The sequence below is a fragment of the Bradyrhizobium sp. 930_D9_N1_4 genome, from assembly GCF_052076015.1.
Lineage (GTDB): Bacteria > Pseudomonadota > Alphaproteobacteria > Rhizobiales > Xanthobacteraceae > Bradyrhizobium.
The window spans coordinates 1,570,277-1,590,068 of the sequence record NZ_CP197236.1 but is presented as its reverse complement, the minus strand read 5'-3'; the positions used below and the strand labels follow the sequence as shown (position 1 = coordinate 1,590,068).

Annotated in this window: 17 protein-coding genes; 7 read left to right on the top strand and 10 right to left on the bottom strand. The window is 64.1% G+C overall.

Annotated features, from left to right (window positions below):
• Positions 1 to 95 precede the first annotated feature (95 nt).
• From AB7532_RS07360 to AB7532_RS07330, 7 genes are all read right to left on the bottom strand, one after another.
• Positions 96 to 2,291 (bottom strand): HAMP domain-containing methyl-accepting chemotaxis protein, encoded by a 2,196-nt coding sequence (locus tag AB7532_RS07360; protein ID WP_441234137.1) that lies wholly within the window; start codon positions 2,289 to 2,291, stop codon positions 96 to 98.
• Positions 2,292 to 2,356: 65 nt separating this feature from the next.
• On the bottom strand, positions 2,357 to 2,845 hold the full coding sequence (locus AB7532_RS07355) for a chemotaxis protein CheW (protein WP_441239209.1): 489 nt from the start codon (positions 2,843 to 2,845) through the stop codon (positions 2,357 to 2,359).
• A 63-nt stretch (positions 2,846 to 2,908) separates the two neighbouring features.
• Positions 2,909 to 4,993, bottom strand: a complete 2,085-nt coding sequence (locus AB7532_RS07350) for a HAMP domain-containing methyl-accepting chemotaxis protein (protein ID WP_441234136.1) — start codon at positions 4,991 to 4,993, stop codon at positions 2,909 to 2,911.
• A gap of 38 nt (positions 4,994 to 5,031) precedes the next feature.
• On the bottom strand, positions 5,032 to 5,493 hold the full coding sequence (locus AB7532_RS07345) for a chemotaxis protein CheW (protein WP_441234135.1): 462 nt from the start codon (positions 5,491 to 5,493) through the stop codon (positions 5,032 to 5,034).
• Positions 5,493 to 7,571 carry a chemotaxis protein CheA gene (locus AB7532_RS07340; RefSeq protein ID WP_441234134.1) on the bottom strand — a complete coding sequence of 693 codons (2,079 nt, stop codon included), beginning with the start codon at positions 7,569 to 7,571 and terminating at the stop codon, positions 5,493 to 5,495. The genes AB7532_RS07345 and AB7532_RS07340 overlap by 1 nt, the downstream gene beginning before the upstream one ends.
• Entirely contained in the window at positions 7,568 to 7,933 is a 366-nt protein-coding gene (locus AB7532_RS07335; RefSeq protein WP_008142319.1) for a response regulator, read from the bottom strand. Before AB7532_RS07335 ends, AB7532_RS07340 begins: the two co-directional genes overlap by 4 nt.
• Positions 7,933 to 8,256 (bottom strand): STAS domain-containing protein, encoded by a 324-nt coding sequence (locus AB7532_RS07330; RefSeq protein ID WP_441239208.1) that lies wholly within the window; start codon positions 8,254 to 8,256, stop codon positions 7,933 to 7,935. Before AB7532_RS07330 ends, AB7532_RS07335 begins: the two co-directional genes overlap by 1 nt.
• 286 nt (positions 8,257 to 8,542) lie before the next feature.
• Between AB7532_RS07330 and AB7532_RS07325 the strand changes: the two genes are divergently transcribed.
• The 3 genes from AB7532_RS07325 (at position 8,543) to AB7532_RS07315 (ending at position 12,712) form a co-directional block, all read left to right on the top strand.
• The gene (locus AB7532_RS07325; RefSeq protein ID WP_441234133.1) at positions 8,543 to 9,682 is read left to right on the top strand and encodes a response regulator; all 1,140 of its coding nucleotides are present in this window, start codon (positions 8,543 to 8,545) and stop codon (positions 9,680 to 9,682) included.
• A 188-nt stretch (positions 9,683 to 9,870) separates the two neighbouring features.
• On the top strand, positions 9,871 to 10,542 hold the full coding sequence (locus AB7532_RS07320; protein ID WP_441234132.1) for a hypothetical protein: 672 nt from the start codon (positions 9,871 to 9,873) through the stop codon (positions 10,540 to 10,542).
• A 19-nt stretch (positions 10,543 to 10,561) separates the two neighbouring features.
• Positions 10,562 to 12,712 (top strand): CHASE2 domain-containing protein, encoded by a 2,151-nt coding sequence (locus AB7532_RS07315; RefSeq protein ID WP_441234131.1) that lies wholly within the window; start codon positions 10,562 to 10,564, stop codon positions 12,710 to 12,712.
• Positions 12,713 to 12,726: 14 nt separating this feature from the next.
• Here the strand turns inward: AB7532_RS07315 and pobA are convergent, their stop codons facing one another.
• On the bottom strand, positions 12,727 to 13,899 hold the full coding sequence (pobA, locus tag AB7532_RS07310; RefSeq protein WP_441234130.1) for a 4-hydroxybenzoate 3-monooxygenase: 1,173 nt from the start codon (positions 13,897 to 13,899) through the stop codon (positions 12,727 to 12,729).
• Between the two features lie 50 nt (positions 13,900 to 13,949).
• Here pobA and AB7532_RS07305 point away from each other — a divergent pair, with 50 nt between their 5' ends.
• The gene (locus tag AB7532_RS07305) at positions 13,950 to 14,855 is read left to right on the top strand and encodes a helix-turn-helix domain-containing protein (protein ID WP_441234129.1); all 906 of its coding nucleotides are present in this window, start codon (positions 13,950 to 13,952) and stop codon (positions 14,853 to 14,855) included.
• A 4-nt stretch (positions 14,856 to 14,859) separates the two neighbouring features.
• Here the strand turns inward: AB7532_RS07305 and pcaG are convergent, their stop codons facing one another.
• Together pcaG and pcaH are read right to left on the bottom strand one after the other, a co-directional pair.
• On the bottom strand, positions 14,860 to 15,486 hold the full coding sequence (gene pcaG / locus AB7532_RS07300; RefSeq protein WP_441234128.1) for a protocatechuate 3,4-dioxygenase subunit alpha: 627 nt from the start codon (positions 15,484 to 15,486) through the stop codon (positions 14,860 to 14,862).
• A gap of 3 nt (positions 15,487 to 15,489) precedes the next feature.
• Complete coding sequence (gene pcaH / locus AB7532_RS07295) at positions 15,490 to 16,278, bottom strand: protocatechuate 3,4-dioxygenase subunit beta (RefSeq protein WP_441234127.1); 789 nt, start codon at positions 16,276 to 16,278, stop codon at positions 15,490 to 15,492.
• 56 nt (positions 16,279 to 16,334) lie between these two features.
• On the opposite strand from pcaH, the gene AB7532_RS07290 reads away from it, so the two are divergent.
• The 3 genes from AB7532_RS07290 (at position 16,335) to pncB (ending at position 19,716) form a co-directional block, all read left to right on the top strand.
• The gene (locus AB7532_RS07290; protein ID WP_441234126.1) at positions 16,335 to 17,300 is read left to right on the top strand and encodes a LysR family transcriptional regulator; all 966 of its coding nucleotides are present in this window, start codon (positions 16,335 to 16,337) and stop codon (positions 17,298 to 17,300) included.
• 110 nt (positions 17,301 to 17,410) lie between these two features.
• Positions 17,411 to 18,316, top strand: a complete 906-nt coding sequence (locus AB7532_RS07285) for a putative nucleotide-diphospho-sugar transferase (protein ID WP_441234125.1) — start codon at positions 17,411 to 17,413, stop codon at positions 18,314 to 18,316.
• A gap of 95 nt (positions 18,317 to 18,411) precedes the next feature.
• Positions 18,412 to 19,716, top strand: a complete 1,305-nt coding sequence (pncB, locus tag AB7532_RS07280; protein WP_441234124.1) for a nicotinate phosphoribosyltransferase — start codon at positions 18,412 to 18,414, stop codon at positions 19,714 to 19,716.
• Positions 19,717 to 19,792: the final 76 nt, after the last annotated feature.

Sequence of the window (19,792 nt, the reverse complement as noted above, 5' to 3'; positions counted from 1 at the left end):
GGGCCGAACGGGCCATCTTGAATCCTACGCGTTCACACAATTTCTGAAAACGGATCGGCCCACCAGTGACGGGTGGACCGATCCTTTATCGAATCTCAGCGCTGGAATTCGGCGTCCCGATCGTCCTCGCCGCCGTTCATGTCGAAAGCGAAACCGCCGCCGCCGGCGACCTTCATCGCGCGCGCGGGTTTGGCCTGCGACTTCTTGGCCGGACGCTCGACCGCCGCCATCGTCGCCGCCTTGGCGCGCAGCTGGTTCACGGCCCGATCGACCGGCGCGGCCGCCTGGGCCCGTCCCTGCTCAATACGGAAATAAGCGATAGTCGACTGCAGCTGCTCGGCCTGCGAGGCAAGCTCCTCGGACGTCGAGGACACCTGCTCGGACGCGCTGGCGTTCTGCTGCCCGACCTTGTCGAGCTGCTGGATCGCCTGGTTGATCTGGGCCGAACCGACATCCTGCTCGCGGCAGGCAGCGGTGATCTCCTCGACGAGCTCCGCCGTCCGCTTGATATCGGGCACGAGCTTGGAGAGCATATTGCCGGCTTCCTGCGCAACCTTGACGGTCTCGCTCGACAGCGTACCGATCTCGGCCGCGGCCGCCTGGCTGCGTTCGGCGAGCTTGCGCACTTCGGATGCGACCACCGCAAAGCCCTTGCCATGCTCGCCGGCGCGCGCGGCCTCGACCGCCGCGTTGAGCGCGAGCAGGTCGGTCTGGCGTGCGATCTCCTGCACGATCGTGATCTTCTCGGCGATAGTCTGCATCGCGTTGACGGCGCGGCCCACCGCGGCACCGCTGGCCTCGGCGTCCTTGGCCGACTGCGCGGCGATCTTCTCGGTCTGGTTGGCGTTGTCGGCGTTCTGCTTCACGTTCGACGCCATTTCCTCCATCGAAGAAGAGGCTTCTTCAGCCGACGAAGCCTGCTCCGTCGCACCCTGCGACAGCTGCTCGGCGCTGGCGGACAGTTCCTGGCTGCCGGCGGAGACGTTCTGCGCCGCGGTCAGGGCTTCCGACACGATCTGCCGGAGCTTTTCAACCATGCGCTCGAGCGCGAGGCCGAGCGTATCCTTGTCCGACAGCGGCTTGGCCTCGACCATCAGGTTGCCATGCGCGATCTCGTTGGCGAGTGCGGCCGTGACATTGAGGTTCACCGTCATTCCGTTGAGCGCCTTGACCAGATCGCCGACCTCGTCGTCGCTGGACACATCGATTTTCTGGCTGAGATCGCCGATGCTGACCGCATTGGCAAGACCGACGGCCCGCGAAAGACCGCGGCTGATATTCATCGCAATCCAGATCGCGGACCCCACGGCCGCCAGGAGCGAAACCATGATGATGCTGATCAATATCAGTTTGGCACGGGCGGCATCGGTTGCCGACTCATCCGCCAAATCGGACATCGTCTTTTTCAGGTAGCTGATATAGGCGGCGGATGCATTGATCGCTTCGGCGGTATTGGCCTTGCCTTCGGTCGCGGCAAGTATACCGGCGCGAATATTGCCGCCTTCCCTGACGATATCCGCGACCTGGGTCACGATCTTCGTAACCCGTTCGGTCTGCGACGCGAGGGTCGTCGGCGACAGCCCGGCGGCCACCAGAGGCGAATTGGCCTGTTGCATGGCGCTACGAAGCGCCGTCAGACGCTCGTCCATGACCTTCATGGCCGCATTCAGGTCGTCCATGCTGGACGCCGAGAACGACAGCGCAACCTGCCGTTGGGCCCGCGCGCCTTCCAGCCTGATGGTCTGAAGCGCCATCAGCGCGCTGGCGCGCTCGATCGAGATCGGCGCGCGGCTCGCTTCTGCAAACAGGGCGTCGATCGCGTCGTTCCATTCCTTCAGGATCGCCTGCCCCTCGGCGGACCAGAGCTGGGCGCCGCGATTGTTGGAATTCAGCTGCGCGAATTTGATGATCGAATCCTCAGAGGTGATCATCTTCGCGTAGGCGGTCGCAAACTTGTCGATCATTCGCTTGCTGGCCTCGCTCGTCGACCCCGCGTACATATCGTCGCGATGCCGCGTCGCTTCCTGCCGATGCTGCTTGATCTCGTCGACCACCTTCTGCATCTCGGCATCGGTCGAGGCGATGATGATGTCCCGGTCGGCTCGCGCTTGCTCGAGGATGAAGTTCTGCAATTCGCCCGCTTTCTCGAGCCGCGCGGAACGATTGACCAGAAGATCCGAGGTGTCGGCGAGTTGGGTCAGCTTCACGTAAGCCAGCCCACCCGTAATCGCCGACAGGAAAATTACGACACCGAAGGCGCCGGCCAGCTTGGTCTTGACGGTCAGTCTCATCGTCTATTTCCTGATTTTTGTTGTTGCTTCTCACGCAAATACAAAACTGGTTGGAAGCGATGCGCCTATGCTTCCGTGAGGAGGGCAGCCTCGGCTTTCCCCTGGGTCGACATATCCGTTCCGGCCATGAGACGTGCGAGGTCGAGGATGACGACGAACTTCTCTCCCTTGCGGCCGATTCCGGCGGCATAGTCGGACTGCCATTTCCCGCCCACGTCCGGGATGGGCTCGATTGCCTGCTCGTCGATGTCGGTGACCTCGAAGACGCAATCTGCGACGAAGCCGACGCCGACCAAGCGGTCCTTCATCGGAACATCCAGGATAATGATACGCGTGGCTTCGGTGGCCGATACGCTCGGCAGACCAAGCTTGATCCTGAGATCGACGATCGGGTAGCCGCTGCCGCGCACGTCGATCATGCCGAGCAGGAAATCCGGCGCATGCGGCAGGCGCGAGATCGGCCGCATGTCCAGGATCTCGCGGACGTTGCGGATGCTGATGCCGAACGTCTCGCCGGCAAGCCCGAGGGTCAGATATTGCGAGGTTGCGGTCATCATACATTCCACGGATGAAGTCATTCCAGAAAGCGTTGACCCGGCGTCAGCCGGGTCCGCCGATTACCGTTGAAACTCGGAATCGCGATCGTCTTCGCCGCTTTCCATGTCGAATGCGAAGCCGCCGCCGCCCGCAACTTTCAGGGCACGCGCTGGTTTGACGGCAGGCTTCTTGGCGCCGCGTTCGGCGGCGGCCATGCTGGCCGCCTTCGCGCGTAGCTGGCCCACAGCATGATCGACAGCGGCCGGAGCTGTCTTGTCCCTTCGTGCTGACTGCTCAATTCGAAAGAACGAGATGGTCGATTGCAGCTGTTCGGCCTGGGAAGCGAGTTCCTCCGAGGTCGAGGACACCTGCTCGGACGCGCTCGCGTTCTGCTGGCCGACCTTGTCGAGCTGCTGGATCGCCTGGTTGATCTGGGCGGAGCCGACGTCCTGCTCGCGGCACGCCGCGGTGATCTCCTGAACCAGCTCGGCCGTTTTCTTGATGTCGGGTACGAGCCTGGACAGCATGTCGCCCGCCTCGCGGGCCGCCTTGACCGTTTCAGACGAGAGCGTGCCAATCTCGGCGGCGGCGGCCTGGCTCCGCTCGGCAAGCTTACGCACTTCGGAGGCAACCACAGCAAATCCCTTGCCGTGCTCGCCGGCGCGGGCGGCCTCGACCGCCGCATTCAAAGCGAGCAGATCGGTCTGGCGCGCGATCTCCTGCACGATCGTGATCTTCTCTGCAATCGTCTGCATCGCCTGGACGGCCCGTCCGACGGCACTGCCGCTGGATTCGGCATCGCGCGCCGATTGCGCCGCGATCTTTTCCGTCTGATTGGCGTTATCGGCATTCTGCTTCACATTGGAGGCCATTTCCTCCATCGACGAGGATGCTTCTTCCGCCGAGGAAGCCTGCTCCGTTGCGCCCTGCGACAGCTGCTCGGCGCTGGCGGAGAGCTCCTGGCTGCCCGCGGACACATTTTGCGCGGCGGTCAGAGCTTCGGATACCACCTGACGGAGTTTCTCGACCATCGCATTGAGCGAGCCAATGAGATCACCGATCTCGTCGTTGCTCTTGGCAACGATGGTTTGGCTCAGGTCGCCATTGGCAACCGCACCGGCAAGGTTGACAGCACGCGACAGTCCGCGGCTGATGCTGAGGGCCATCATGATCGCCGATACTGCACCAAGCAGGAGCGACAGTCCGATAACGCTGATCAGCATGATTTTAGCGCGACCGGCGTCCTGGACCGAAGCCGCCGACATGTCCGCCATCTGCTTCTTCACGAGCGTGATGTACTCGCCCGAGGTTGCGATCGCATCGACCGCGTTCGCTTTGCCTTCGGTCGAGGCAAGCGTGGTCGCCTTGATGTTACCGCCCTCCTTCACGATGTCGGCCACACGCGAGACCACACTGAAAAGGCGATCGGTCTGAGCGATCATGCTCGCGGGAGACAAACCGGCCGCGGTAATTGGGGCAACAGCCTGTTTGACTGCGGCCCTGACCGCTTCGTCTGCTTCGCTGATTGCCTTGATGGCAGCATTCAGTTCGTCAACGCTGGAGGCAGAGAAGGACAGGGCGACCTGTCGCTGAAGGCGAACGCCTTCCAGCCGGACGGCATTGACCGCCAAAACCGCGCTGTTCTTCTCAGACGAAGCTGGTTGGCGATTCAACTCGGCGAGAGATGCGTCAAGGGTGTCGTTCCACTGCTTCAGAAGCGGAACCGCATCGGACGTCCACAGCTGGCCGCCTCGATAGTTCGAATTTTTCATCGCGAAGCCGACAATCATGTCTTCGCCGGCATTCATCTTGTCGTAAGACGCGGAAAACTTGTCCAGGAGGTGCTTGCCGACATCCGACGCGGAGGCCTTGATCTCGTTAAGGAGGCGGCTCACCTCGGAGCGATACTTCTTGATGTCGTCGGCCAGCTTCTGCATCTCTGCATCGGTCGACGCAAGAATGATGTCGCGCTCCGCCCTGGTCTGATAGAGCACGTTGTTTTGCAGCTCGCCGGCCTTGTCGATACGCGCCGCGCGCACCACAAAATCTGCCGAGACCTCCACCTGGTCCGCAAGTTTCAGGTAGGCCAACCCGCCCGTGAACCCCGACAGCACGATGATCGCGCCGAACGCACAGGCCAGCTTCGCTTTGATAGTGAATCGCATATCGAGCCCCTAGTCCCCCGGTCCCCTCGAGGCCGGATTTAATTGAGAATGCGTTCCATATTGGGAACGATGACAAACTCTTCACGCCACTTCGCAATGAACCGGATGAACTCCGGCTTCCAGTGCATGCCGACGCGCGGCGTCTGCTGCACGTCGGTCTGCGAAATCTCGGTGACTTCGTAGACCTTGTCGGCTGTGACCCCGACCAGAACCGGCTCGCCGTCGAGCTGGAGCTCGATGACGACGATGCGGGTGTCGGCGGAATCGTCGGGCTGCGGCATGCCGAAACGGATGCGCAAATCAGCGAGTGGAATGACATTGCCGCGCACGTTGATGACGCTGGGAACGAAAGCGCGCGCGCCCGCCACCTTTGTCACCGGAACGGGGTCGATGATCTCTCGCACGAGGCCCGCGTCGAGCGCGAACTTCTCCTCGCCGAGACCGATCATCACGACCTGCATCGCGTCGGCGTGATGCTCGCCCGTCAAACCATCGTTCATCACGCCGCCTCGCTGATGTGCTGCTTCTCGACCTTGGACTGCGCCAGCGTGACGAGCTGGGCGACGTCGAGGATCAGCGCCGCCGTGCCGTCACCCAAAATCGTCGCGCCGGAGAAGATCGTCACGTCGGAGTGCAGCTTGGAGAGCGACTTGATCACGGTCTGGTGGTTGCCGATGATCTGGTCGGCGACGAGGCCGACATGGGTCTCGCCGGTCGAGATGATGATCGTCTTCTGGTGCCGGTCTGGCGTGCCCGACGCGGCCATGATCTCGCGCAGGCGCAGGAACGGGACCAAATTGCCGCGGACGTTGAGGAAGTTGCGGCCGCGGGAGCGCTCGTCCTCGGCGGTCAGCTCGATGCATTCTTCCACCGCCGACAGCGGAATGATGTAGCGGCCTTCGCCGACGCGGATCAAAAGACCCTCGATGATCGCGAGCGTGAGCGGCAGGCGCAGCGTCACGGTCGTGCCCTGGCCCGGCCGGGTCGACAGGTCGATCGTGCCGCGCATGTTCTCGATGGTACGCTTGACCACGTCCATGCCGACGCCGCGGCCCGACAGCGCCGAGATGGTCTGCGCGGTCGAGAAGCCCGGGTGGAACAGGAACTGGTGGATCTCGTGATCGGTCATCACGGCGCCGGCGGCGATCAGCCCCTGCTCTTCCGCCTTCGCACGGATACGCGCGGTGTTGAGGCCGCCGCCATTGTCCTTCACGGTGACGAGCACCTGCGCGCCGGAATGCACGGCGGCGAGCTCGATCCGGCCTTGCTCGGTCTTGCCGTTGGCGGAGCGGGTCGCCGTGTCCTCGATGCCGTGGTCGATGGCGTTGCGGATCAGGTGCACCAGCGGATCGGCGAGGCACTCGATCATGGTCTTGTCGAGTTCGGTATCCTCGCCCGTGGTGACGAAGTCGACCGGCTTCGACAGATCGCGCGACAGATCATGGATCAGGCGGCGGAAGCGGCCGAACAGCGAGCCGATCGGCACCATGCGCGCGCCCATCGTGGTGTCGCGCAAGGAGGACGCCAAGCGCTCGATTTCCTCGGCAATCATCTTGATCGAAAGGTCGGAACCGGACGAGGCCAGCTGGGTCAGCCGCGCCTGGGCGATGACCAGTTCGCCGACGCGGTCCATCAACTCGTCGAGACGCTCGGCCTGGACGCGAACGGTGGCGATGCCGCGATCGTCGCGCTTGGCTTCGGGCTTCGATTCAGACTTGGGTTCCGGCTTCGATTCTGCCTTGACGACGGGCTGCGCCGCAACCGGCGCAGGAGCTACCTGAACCACTGGCGCAGGCATTTCAGCCGCAGGAGCCGGCTCCTCGTCGAGGAGATTGAACAGCGGCATCGGCGCGGGCGCTTCGACCTGCTCGAGCGGCGAGAGCGTCAGCTTCATCTCGTCGGAGACGAACATGAAGACGTCGTCGATGGCGTCCTTGTCGCAGGCCGCGTGCAGCTTGACGTCCCACTTCAGATAGCAGTCTTCCGGATCCATCTCGTCGAGGAACGGGATGCCGTCGGTCACGGGCACGACGAAGCAGGGGCCGAGCTTGCAAAGGTCTTCCAGCAAGTCGAGCGGGTTCGAGCCGTTGCGCAGGATATGGGATTCGAATTCGAGATACAGGTGCCAGCCGGCCTGCTTGCTCTGCGCGGGTGCGAGCGGCGGCGGCGCCTCTACGATTGCCGCGACCGGCGCAGCGGCCTGGTCGGGAAACACGTAGCGCTTGAGGTCGTCGAGAATGGCTTCGCCGATAATGTCGTCGGTCGATTGCGGGTCCTCGATCAGCGCGCGGATATAGTCCTTGGCGGCGAGCGCGACCGAGATCAGATCCTGCGTCGGCTTGATCTCGCCCTTGCGGACGCGGTCGAACGCGGTCTCGAATTCATGGGTGAACGAGGCGACCTTGTCGAAGCCGAACATGGCGCCCGAACCCTTGATCGTGTGCAGGGCGCGGAAAGCGGAATCGACCAGCTCGCGGTCGTCGGGACGCTGGCCGAGGTCGAGCAAGGCCCCTTCCAGGACCTCGAACAACTCGCTGGCTTCCTGGCGAAAGACCTCGGTCGGGTCCATCGCGTTCATGCGCGCACCAGCTTGCCGACGACGGCGAGCAGCTGTTCGGGCTTGAAGGGTTTGGTGATCCAGCCGGTGGCGCCCGCGCTCTTGGCTTCCTGCTTCACCGTGTCATTCGACTCGGTGGTCAGGAAGACGATGGGCATGCCGACCGCGCTCGGCAGCTTGCGCAGGGCCCGGATCAGTTCCAGCCCGTTCATGACGGGCATGTTGAGGTCGGTGATGACGAGATCGAGCTTGCCGGCCTGCGCCTTGGCGAGCCCTTGCGCGCCGTCGCCGGCCTCGATCACGTTGTGACCGGCCGGCTCGAGCACGACCTTGATCATCTGACGGATGCTGGGGGAATCGTCGACCGTGAGAATCGTGGCCATCAGGTGCCATCTTTCTTTTGCGGGAAATGCTGATCGATCATCGCGTCGCTGGCGAAGCCGGCGCGGCGAAGGGTGTTGCGCAGTGACTGGGAGAATGATGTGAGCACCACCGGGCGGCCCTGGGCCTCCCCCGTTCTGGCGGTAGACAGCAGAAGCTGGATCGAGGTCACGTCGGCCTTGTCGACGCTCGAACAATCGATCTCGAGCCGGTCCTGCCGGCCGAAAGCTTCGCGGATCAGGTCATAGACGCTGCGGATCGCAGCAATGCTGCAATCCGCGGGCAGCCGTAGGGACCACTTCGGCTCCGTAGTATCAGACGACATTCGTCCCCCAAATTCCCAGGGACTCGCTGCACGCATCGCGCGAATCCCGCGCAATGACTATTCGCGTTGGAGAGTGAGCAAACCCCTAATGGGCATCACCGTACAACTACGGGTCACATATCGAAGAACTTCGCGTATGCATGCAGGCGTGCATGGATCGCTCAATTCTCATGCGTTGTGCGCAGTCGTGAGTCAGTTCGTCGCACGTTGGACGTTTGCTCCGCGTTAAATCGCACAGGCTATTTGTTGATGTCATGCCTCGCCATCCGAACGAGTCGGGCCGCCGATGCTGACCCAAGCGCTTCTGATTGACGACAGCCGCTCTGTCCTCAATTTCCTGAAACGTCATATCGAAGCGGAGGGCCTGGTCGAGGCCACGACCTTCCTCGATCCCGTCGAAGCGCTGGCTTGCGCACGCGAGCGCGTGTTCGATCTCGTGCTGGTCGACTACGAGATGCCGCATATGGACGGCATCAGCTTCATCCGCGCCTTCCGTACCCTGCCCGGCTGCGCCGACATCCCGATCGCGATGATCACGTCGCGGCAGACCGATGACGTCAAGATGGAAGCGCTGCAGGCTGGTGCAACCGATTTCCTGCCCAAGGCGCCGCAGAGCCTCGAGATGACGGTGCGCCTGCGGAATTTGGTGCGGCTTGGTGCAGCTGTGCGCAAGCAGAACGACCGCGCCGCGGATCTCGCGAGCGCGGTGGCCGCCGCGACCCGGAAGCTCGGTGAGCGCGAGGAAGAGATCATCCTGCGACTCGCACTCGCAGTCGAATACCGCGACAGTGACACCGGCGAGCACACGCTGCGGGTCGCCCGCTACAGCCGCATCATCGCCGAGCAGCTCGGCCTGCCGGCCCGGCTCTGCCGCGACATCTATCTCGCCGCGCCCCTGCACGACGTCGGCAAGGTCGCCATTCCCGACAACATCCTGCTCAAGCCCGGCAAGCTGACCGACGACGAGATGGCGGTGATCCGCACCCACGCGACTATCGGCGAAAAGATTCTGGCGGACTCCAGCTGCGAGCTGATCCAGCTCGGAGCGCAAATTGCCGCAGGCCATCACGAGCGCTGGGACGGCGCGGGCTATCCGAACGGCCTTCGCGCGGACGAGATCCCGGTCGCCGCGCGCGTGGTCGCGGTCGCGGACGTCTTCGACGCCCTGACGACGCGGCGACCATATAAGGAGCCGATGCCGCTGGACGTGGCGCGCAATTATCTGGTCGAGCACCAGGGCCAGCAATTCGACCCGGCCTGCGTCCAAGCCTTCCTGGCGCGCTGGGACGCGGTCGTCGAGATCGCCGCCGGGCAGCAAGCGACGCCGTATCAGAAGACCGAAGCCACGCTCGTTCCTAATATAGAGACTGCGGTGGAGAGTCGTCCGGTCGGGGACCGCTTGCCCGAAGCCGTCCCGGCCGCCTGACATTAGCCATCCGGCCAACGGCTTGCCACGGCTCCGTTTTCTCCGGTCGCCGGGTTGAACCTGTTCCTGCTAGAATGTCACCAATAATAAAGAGTGATTCTGGTCACACTTGCCTGGGCGTTCCGCTGCTAAGCATCGGACCAGGACGGGGACCGGTCATATATCGGTCGAACTGGATGAGAGCTCCCATGAAAAGCCTGATCGGCGCCGCTGTCGGCGCGTTCTGTCTTGCGGCCCCCGCTTTGGCGGAGACCCCGGCCGCAATCGTCGAGGATGTCCAGGGCAAGGTCGACGGCATCGCGTTCATGGACTATGTCGCGCCGGGAAAGATCATCAAGCTCGGGCCCAAGGCGAGCATCACGCTCAGCTACCTCAAATCCTGCCAGCGCGAGACCATCAGCGAAGGCGTCGTCCTGGTCGGCGCCGAGCAGAGCACCGTGCAGCTGGGCGACGTCAAGCGGGAAAAGGTGCCTTGCGATACCAATGCAGCGAAGCTCTCGGACCGCGAGGCGAACCAGAGCGCCGCAACGACCTTCCGCACCATGCGCTCGGACGCCAAGGGAGCGCCGCCGGCCAAGCTGCCGACGCTCTACGGCGTCTCACCGCTGGTGCAGGCCAAGAGCGGCAGCACGCTGGTGATCGAGCGCACCGACGGCAAGGAGCCCACGATCAGCGTACCGCTCAAGAGCGAGATCATGGTCGGCGGCAAGTTCTACGACTTTGCCAAGGCCGGCAAGACGCTGACCCCGGGCGGCAGCTATCTCGCCATCCTCGGCGCCAAGCGCTACGCCTTCCAGGTCGATGCCAGCGCCACGTCGTCGCCGACACCGATCGTCGGCCGCCTGCTGCGGCTCGAATAAACGGCCTAGCGTCGGGGCGATGCGGCGGATCGGCAGGCGGGACATCGTTGCGGCGCTCCTGATTGCGCTCCTTGCGGGCGCAGTCTTCACGTCTCCGCCGCTTCAGACGCTGCAAGGTCTCTCGCTCGATATCCTGACAGCGCTGCGTGCCAAGCTCATCGGTGACCGCCGTGATCCCGCGACATCGCCGGTCGTCGTCGTGGCCATCGACGGCGAGACCTACGACACCCCGCCCTTCAAGGGATCGCCGACGCTGACCTGGACGCGCGAGATCGGCCGGGTGCTCGGCAGCATCGCCGACGGCGGCGCCAAGGCGGTCGGCTTCGATGTGATCTTTCCGAGCTCGATCGAGCAATCTGAAATCCCCTTTGGCGAGGCGCCGCTCGGCACGCGCATGAGGGGGTTTGACCGGGACTATCTGATCGCGCTCCGGCAACTCTCCGACAACGGCAAACTCGTGCTCGGAGAAATCCTCAGCAACGACCATCCGGAGCGGCCCTACCGCGCGCAGCAACTGGCGGTGCGCACCAATATCCGCGCGCTCAACGTCCACACCGACGCGGACGACGTGATCCGGCGGATGCCGCTGAGCTTCTCCATCGACGGCAAGCCGGTGCCCGCGATGGCCGTCGAGCTCGCCGCGCGGGCGCTCGGCGCAAAGCCCGGGATTGCGCCGTCCGGCGCGACCGAGCTGTCCGGCTATGCCATCCCGAGTGCCGTGCCAAACACGCTGACGCTGAATTTTCGCGGGTTGGGCCGCGACGTTCCGACCTTCTCCTTTGCCGATCTGCGCGCCTGCGCCGAAAAAGGCGACCGCGATTTCTTCCGCCGCGCCTTCGACGGCAAGGTCGTGTTGCTCGGCACCATCCTCAATTTCGAGGACCGCAAGCTCACCTCGATGCGCCTCTCCGGCGGCTATGACGGGACGCCGGCCGCGCGATGCACCCTGCCCGCGCCGACCGTTGCCGCGCCGAAGGCCCGCAGCGACATTGCCGGTGTCTTCGTGCATGCCACCGCCGTCCGAAACCTGATCGAGCGCGACGCCGTGACTGAACCCGGCTTTCTGGCGCGGACGATCCTCACCATCGCATTCGCGGCGGTCATCGCCTGCGCAGCCTGCGTGCTTGCACCGGGCGGCGCGCTGATTGTCTGGTTCGGCCTCACCGCCGTTTACGCAGTCGCGGCCGTCGGCGCATTCGTTTACGCCCTGGCACTGCCGTTGACCGAGCCCGCGCTCGCGAGCCTGGCCGCGCTCGCGATGATGATCGGCTATCGCTTCGTGCTCGCCGATCGCGACGAGCGCTTCCTGCGCAAGAGCTTTGCCTTCTATCTCGCACCCGAAGTGATCAACACCATGGTCGCGTCCGGCAAGATGCCGGCGCTTGGCGGCGAGATGCGCAACGTCACCATGTTCTTTTCCGACCTCAGCGGCTTCTCGTCGATCGCAGAGACGATGACGCCGGGCGAGCTCGTGACGTTGATGAACGAATATCTCTCCGCCATGACCGACATCATCGAAGGCCATGGCGGCTATGTCGACAAATATATCGGCGATTCCATCGTCGCGATGTTCGGCGCGCCGGCCGATGATCCCGCGCACGCGCGCAACGCCGTCCATGCCGCGCTGAAGTGTCACGAGAAGCTCGCGGACCTCAACGCCAACAATCCGGCCTTCGCCGGCCACGGCCTGTCGCATCGTATCGGCCTCAACAGCGGCGAAGCCGTGGTCGGCAATATCGGCTCGCGCCGTCGCTTCAACTACACCGTGATGAGCGACACCGTGAACGTCGCCTCGCGGCTGGAAGGCGCCAACAAATATTACGGCACCGCGATCATGGCCTCGGAGACGACGATGGCGCAGACCGGCGACAGCTTCGCCTGGCGCGAGCTCGACGCCATCAGGGTGATGGGTCGCGGCGAAGCGATCAAGGTGTTCGAGCCGCGGGCCGGCAAGGATACGGAAAGCGCGGAACAGGCAAAGGTGGCAGCGGCGTATGCCGAGGGGCTCGCCTGCTGGCGCGCGCGTGAGTTTGCGAAGGCGGCTGATGCATTCGGACGGGCGGCAGAGGCCGACCCGGCATCGGCGCTGTTCGCCAAGCGCGCGAAATCGCTCGCTGCGAATCCACCACCGCCGGATTGGACGCCGGTGAATACGCTGGAAGGGAAGTAGCGGCGTTAGCCACGCTAGAACGGCAGCCCCACGTAATTCTCTGCGAGCAGGCGCTGCGCCGTTTCCGACGAGAGCAGATATTCCAGCTCCGTCTGCTGAAGCCGATCCTCGTAGTCGAGCCGATCGGGAAACCGATGCAGCAGCATCGTCATCCACCACGAGAACCGCTGCGCCTTCCAGATCCGCGCGAGGGCTTTGGCCGAATAGCCCTCGAGGCCGGAATCGTCGCCGCTCTGATAATGCGCGAGCATCGCGTGATAGAGATAATAGATGTCGGACGCGGCACTGTTCAGCCCGCGCGCGCCGGTCGGCGGCACGATGTGGGCGGCATCGCCGGCGAGGAACAGGCGGCCATAGCTCATCGGCTCCGCCACGAAGCTGCGCAGCGGGGCGATGCTCTTTTCGATCGAGGGTCCCGTAATCAGGCGGCCGGCGACCTCGTCCGGCAGGCGGCGCTTCAGCTCGGCCCAGAACGCATCGTCGCTCCAGTCCTCGACCTTGTCGGTCAACGGCACCTGGATGTAATAGCGGCTCAGCACCTGTGAACGCAGCGAGCACAGCGCAAAACCGCGCGCGTGCCTGGCATAGACGAGCTCCGGCGACACCGGCTTGGTCCGCGACAGAACGCCGAGCCAGCCGAACGGATAGACCTTCTCGTATTCGCGCAGCACGTCTTTCGGGATCGACTTGCGGCTGACGCCGTGGAATCCGTCGGCGCCGACGATGTAATCGCAATCGATGCGAATGGTTTCGCCATTCGAGCGATACGTGACGTACGGCCGCTCCGACGTGAGATCGTGCGGCGTCACGTCTTCCGCATGATGCACGACCCTGCCGCCGAGGCGGTCGCGCGCTTCATAGAGGTCGCGCGTCAGCTCGGTTTGGCCGTAGACCAGCACCGAATTGCCGCCGGAATGCCTGTGCAGGTCGATATGGGAGAGCACGCCGTCATGGGCGATCTCGAATCCCCCGTGGATCTCGCCCTCGCGGTCCATCCGCTCGCCACATTGCGCCTCGCGCATCAGTTTTGCAAAACCGTGCTCGAGCACACCGGCGCGGATGCGGGCCAGGACGTGGTCGCGGCCGTATTTCTCCAGCACGATTGTGTCGATGCCCTTCAGGTGCAGCAGCTGGGACAACAACAGCCCGGACGGCCCGCCGCCGATGATGCAGACCTGAACTTTCATTTTTGCGTCCTCCTGTCGGCACTTTTTTGCAGATTCAGTGCCGCGACCCGATGGAGGCTTTCGCCTTTGTCTTGTACTATTCGAACATGAGAACCACAGCCTCCGCCCCGGCCATCCGGGTCTACAATCTGTTCGGCGAGTCCGGCGACCTGCCCGACGTCGTGCATTGCGAAACGATCGCGTCGCGCTCGGTGCTGCATGACTGGACGCTGGCGGTGCACCGCCACGCCCGGCTGCACCAGGTTCTGCTGATCGAGCGCGGCGGCGGCGAGGCGACGCTCGACGGACGCGTGGTGCCGCTGAAACCGATGCAGATCGTCAACGTGCCGGTCGGTCACGTCCACGGCTTCCGCTTCGTGCCCGATACCCAGGGCTGGGTGCTGACGATCGCCGCGGAAATTCTGGACGAGGTGCTGCTTGCCTCGGAAGGACTGCGTGGCGCCCTGTCGCAATCCGCCGTGTTACACGGCACGACGCAGATCCGCACCACGATGAAGCAGATCTTCGCGGAGCATGCCGCGCGCGATTTCGGCCGTGCGCATGTGCTGCGTGCGTTGTCGGCGGCCATGATCGGGCTGGTCGCGCGCGCGCTCAGCAGCGAGAGCGGCGGCAGCGGCGCGGCGGACAACGTCCTGTTCCGCCGCTTCGAGGCGCTGCTCGAGCAGCGTCATCTGGAGCGCTGGAGCGTCGCGGACTATGCCGACGCGCTGTCGATCACGCCGACGCATCTCAATCGCGTGACGCGGGCCGCCACCGGCGACACCGCCTCTCATCTGATCCTCAACCGATTGATCCGTGAGGCGCGGCGCAACCTCGTCTATACCAATCTGCCGGTGTCGACGATCGCCTACGCGTTGGGCTTCGAGGATCCCGCCTATTTCAGCCGCGTCTATGCCGCCGCCACCGGCGTGTCGCCGCGCGCCTTCCGCGCGCAGCTCCATGGCGACGAGGCCTGAGGTCTCACACGTCGAAGAACACCGTCTCGTCCGGCCCCTGAAGATTGATCGTGAAGGAATACACGATCTTGCCGGCGCGCTCGCTGCGCGAGGCGATCAGCGTCTTGCGGCGGACGGCCGGTTCGATCAAATTGAGCACGGGATCGGCGGCGTTGGCGGCCTCCTCGTCCGAGAAGTAGAGCCGCGTGTTGAGACCGATATTGATGCCGCGCGCGACGATCCAGACATTGACGTGCGGCGCGCATTTGCGCCCGGTCTTGTCGATGACAGCGCCGGGCTTGACGGTCTCGAAGGTGACGAGGCCGCTCTCGAAATCCGAGCCCCCGCGGCCCCAGCCGCGAAAGTCCCCGTCCAGCGCGCCGGACGAACGATCGGCCGGATGGTTGTAGCGGCCGGCCGCATTGGCCTGCCATATCTCCAACAGCACATCGCGCAGCGGCGACCCGCTGCCGTCGATCACCTTGCCTTCCAGAGCGATGCGTTCACCTTGCGTATCAGGCGTCACCAGGACGTTGGAAAAGTTCTTCTCGAAGATGTCGAAACCGGCCATGGCCGGGATCAGGCCGATATGAACGTAGGGCCCGGCGGTCTGCGACGCGGTTTCCTTGAGATAGTTGAGCGGCTGCGGCATGATTCAGTTCCCCGCGGTGCGATTTTCGAAATAGGTCGAGCGCTGGCCACGCAGCACGATGTCGAAGCGGTAGGCGAGCGAGTCGAACGGCGTCGAGGCGTTCAGGTCGAGCGGAGCGACGAGGCGGTCGAGCGCGTCCTTGTCCGGGATCGTGGTCAGGATCGGGCAGACCGGGATCAGGGGATCGCCCTCGAAATACATCTGCGTGATCAAGCGCTGCGCAAAGCCCGAGCCGAACACCGAGAAGTGGATGTGGGCAGGCCGCCAGCTGTTGACGAAGTTGCGCCAGGGGTAAGGGCCGGGCTTCACCGTGCGGAAATAGTAATAGCCGGTGTCGTCGGTCAGCGCGCGGCCGCAGCCGCCGAAATTCGGATCGACCGGCGCGAGATAGGTGTCCTTCCTGTGCCGGTAACGGCCGCCGGCATTGGCCTGCCAGAACTCGACCAGCGTGTTCGGCACGCCGCGGCCGGTCTCGTCGAGCACGCGGCCGTGGACGATGATGCGCTCGCCGACGGGATCGCCGTCCTTGGCGTAGTTGCGGATCAGATCGTTGTCGAGCGGGCCGAGATCGTTGTGGCCGAAAACCGGGCCGGTGATTTCCGAGACCGAAGTCTCCAGCGACAACAGCGCCTGACGCGGCGAGCGCAACACCGAGGATTTGTAGCCGGGGGCATGTGCGGGCGGATGGATGGAGTGGTCGCGCTGGAAGAAGCCGCCATCGCCAAGCGGCGGCGTGAACGGCTCGGGGCGATTGAGGCGGGGATCCTGCAAGGCTGGCGCCTGGGCATTCATCGGAATTGTCTCTCCCTTGGCGCCCAGGGTCCGGGCGCTCGGCTTATCGGGAGATCATGGGCCAGCCTATTCCACAGATATATAGATCGATTATAATATGTTTCATGAAAGAAATCGATCATTTGGCCCTCGACGGTCACGCGCTCGAGCTGTTCCTTGCCGTGCTGGAGGAAGGCTCGGTCACGGCGGCAGCCACGCGACTCGGCCTGACACAATCCGCGGTCAGCCACGGACTGAACAAGCTGCGGCGGATCGCGGGCGATCCGCTGTTTGCCAAATCCGGCCGCGGCATCGTCGCGACCGCCCACGCGCAGGCGCTGGCCACGAAGGCGCGAGCGCTGATCGACGAGATGCGCAGCTTTGCCGGCGGCGTCACCTTCGCGCCGGCCAGCGCGCAGCTGTCGCTGACGGTCGCCGCCAACGACCTCCAGCGCGATCTGCTGCTGCCGCGGTTCTTCGATCATGTCGCAGGACAGGTGAAGGGCCTGAACCTGCGGGTGATCCCCTCGCAATCGCCCTCGCCCGCGATGCTGCGCGAAAACCGCTGCGATCTCCTGATCACGCCGCTGCCGCCGTCCGGCGTCGACATCGTGCAGAAGCGGCTGCTGAGCGATCATTACGTCTGTTATTTCGATCCCAAGGCGCGCGCCGCTCCCACCGGCCGAAACGGGTATCTCGCGGCGCGTCATATCACGGTGGTCTATACCGACAACGAGCGGCTCGACTTCGACCGCCGATTGGCGGCCAACGGCTGCCATCGTGACATCGCCATCTCGGTGCCGAGCTTTTCCGGCGTGCCATCCTTCCTGCGCGGCTCGCAGATGCTGGCGAGCATGCCGAGCCTGCTCGCTTCCGGCGTGATGCGGGGTTTCGCGCAAACGCGAATTCCGCTGGCGTCGCGCACAAGCACGCTGGCGGAGCTGCCGATGTTCATGGTCTGGCACCAGCGCTATCAGAAAGACCCGGCCCATCGCTGGATCAGAGCACAACTCGAGTCTGTGGCTGCGGCCGCCGCAACCTGAATTGGCTGAGCCTTTGCGAATGCCGGTTCATTGGCTGCGCTGCGATGACTACGCTAAAATTCCGCTGCCGTGCGGATGGGATGCCAGCCAAAGGCGCCCGGAGAATACTCGTGACATCAGGCCTTTGTCTTCTGACAGCTTACGACTCCGTTCAGCAACCGCTCGCCGCCTTCACCGTCCCCCGCATGCAGGCGTTCGCGCAAGCGCACGGTTACGAATGCCGTGTCGTGCATGGCGATGATTGGAAGCGTCCACGCGGCTGGCTCAAGGTCGAGGTGATCCAGGCCGCGCTCGAAGACGATTTCGATTTCATTCTCTGGATGGACGTCGATGCCGTCGTGCTTCGGAACGATGTCGACATCAGGACGGCGGCCGTCGACGGCGCCGATCTGCATATGGCCTGGCACGGTCCCGATACGTCCGAGATCATGGCGGCGGATTTCGTCCCGCACTTCAATTCCGGAATCATGCTGATCCGGACGACCGACTGGTCACGCGCATTCTTCACGCGGGTCTGGGAGACCGGCCAATTGCGGCATCCCTGGTTCGACCAGGCAACCATCCTCCACGCACTCGGTTACGATGGCTGTCTGGGGCTCGGCCCTGATCGTCCCGACGAGCCCAATCGGTCCCGCCTCGCGCATCTCGACACAGCCTGGAATTCGATCCCCGGTCTCGCCACCGCGCCGGACCCGATCGTTCACCACTATGCGGGGATCAGCAATCCGTCGACGCGGCTCAGGATGATCGAGGCGGATGCCATGACCGCCGCGTTGCGCGAGCATGCGGGCGCCGAGTTGCGTCAGGCCTTTGCCCGTCTGTTCAGCCCGTGGCGCGAGGACGCAAACATGCGCGATTGGGTCACGACCGAGCGCGACTCCGCCATGGCCGAGCGGTATGCATTGCAGGCGGAGACCCATGCCGCACAGGCGCGATTGAAAGCGGTCCAGGACTCGACCTCCTGGAAACTCACGGCGCCTCTGCGCTGGACGAAGGAATTGTTCTCCGACCGCTGAGGCGCGGGGAGGATGCCCCGGTCCACGCCTCATGCAATGGCCCGCCCCCATCAAACCCACTGGTTGCGTCGGGACGGCCACGCTAGAATTGCCCCATGACAGTGACCGACATTGCGAGCCGGACCTACAATCACAGCTGGCGGCTGGATCCCATCATCCGCAGCCTGCTGGATACCGACTTCTACAAGCTATTGATGTTACAAATGATTCGGGAAGATTACCCTGCTCAGCAGGTGACCTTCTCGGTCATCAACCGTTCGCGCCATGTGCGGCTCGCCGAGATCATCGACGAGGGCGAGCTGCGCGCCCAGCTCGATCACGCCCGCACCATCCGCTTTGGCAAGAAGGAGCTGATCTGGCTCGCCGGTAATACCTTCTACGGCAAGACCCATATGTTCTCGGCGGACTTCATCCGCTGGCTGGCCGAATTCCGACTGCCCGAATACGAGCTGCGCAAGGTCGAGGGCCAGTACGAGCTGCATTTCCACGGTCCCTGGACCCACACCACGATGTGGGAAATTCCGGCGCTCGCCATCCTCAACGAATTGCGCTCGCGTGCGGCGATGAAGGGCCGCGGCCGCTTCGAGCTCGACGTGCTCTACGCCCGTGCCAAGGCCAAGTTGTGGACCAAGGTCGAGCGGCTGCGCCAGCTCGAGAATTTGCGGCTCTCCGACTTCGGCACCCGCCGCCGCCACGGCTTCCTCTGGCAGCGCTGGTGCGTGGAAGCCGTGAAGGAAGGCCTGGGCCCGTCCTTCATCGGCACGTCCAACGTGCTGCTCGCGATGGACAACGATCTCGAAGCCATCGGCACCAACGCGCACGAGCTGCCGATGGTGGCGGCCGCGCTCGCCAAGGACGACGAGGAATTGCGCTGGGCGCCCTATCGCATCCTCGACCAGTGGCGCCAGACCTATGGCGGCAATCTGCTGATCGCGCTGCCCGACGCCTTCGGCACCAAGGCCTTCCTGCGCGATGCGCCGGACTGGGTCGCCGACTGGACCGGATTCCGCCCCGACAGCGCGCCGCCGGTCCAGGCCGGCGAGGAGATCGTCGCCTGGTGGGAGAAGAAGGGCCGCAACCCCAAGGACAAGCTGCTGGTGTTCTCCGACGCGATGGACGTCGGCTCGATCGAGGAGACCTATCACCACTTCTCGGGACGGGTGCGGCTCTCTTTCGGCTGGGGCACCAACCTCACCAACGACTTCGTCGGCTGCCCGCCGGACGGCTCGTTCAATCTCGATCCGATCTCGCTGGTCTGCAAGGTGTCGTCGGTCGACGGCCATCCGGCGGTCAAGCTCTCCGACAATCCGGAGAAGGCGACCGGCCTGCCCTCGGAGATCGAGCGTTATCTGCGCGTGTTCGGCGACGCCGGCCGCGTGCGCAAGCCGGTGCTGGTCTAAGCGCGACACCCATATCTTCGAGGTATGAATTGCGATGACGTCGAGCCTTTGGCTCGGCGGAGTTCACATCCATTTT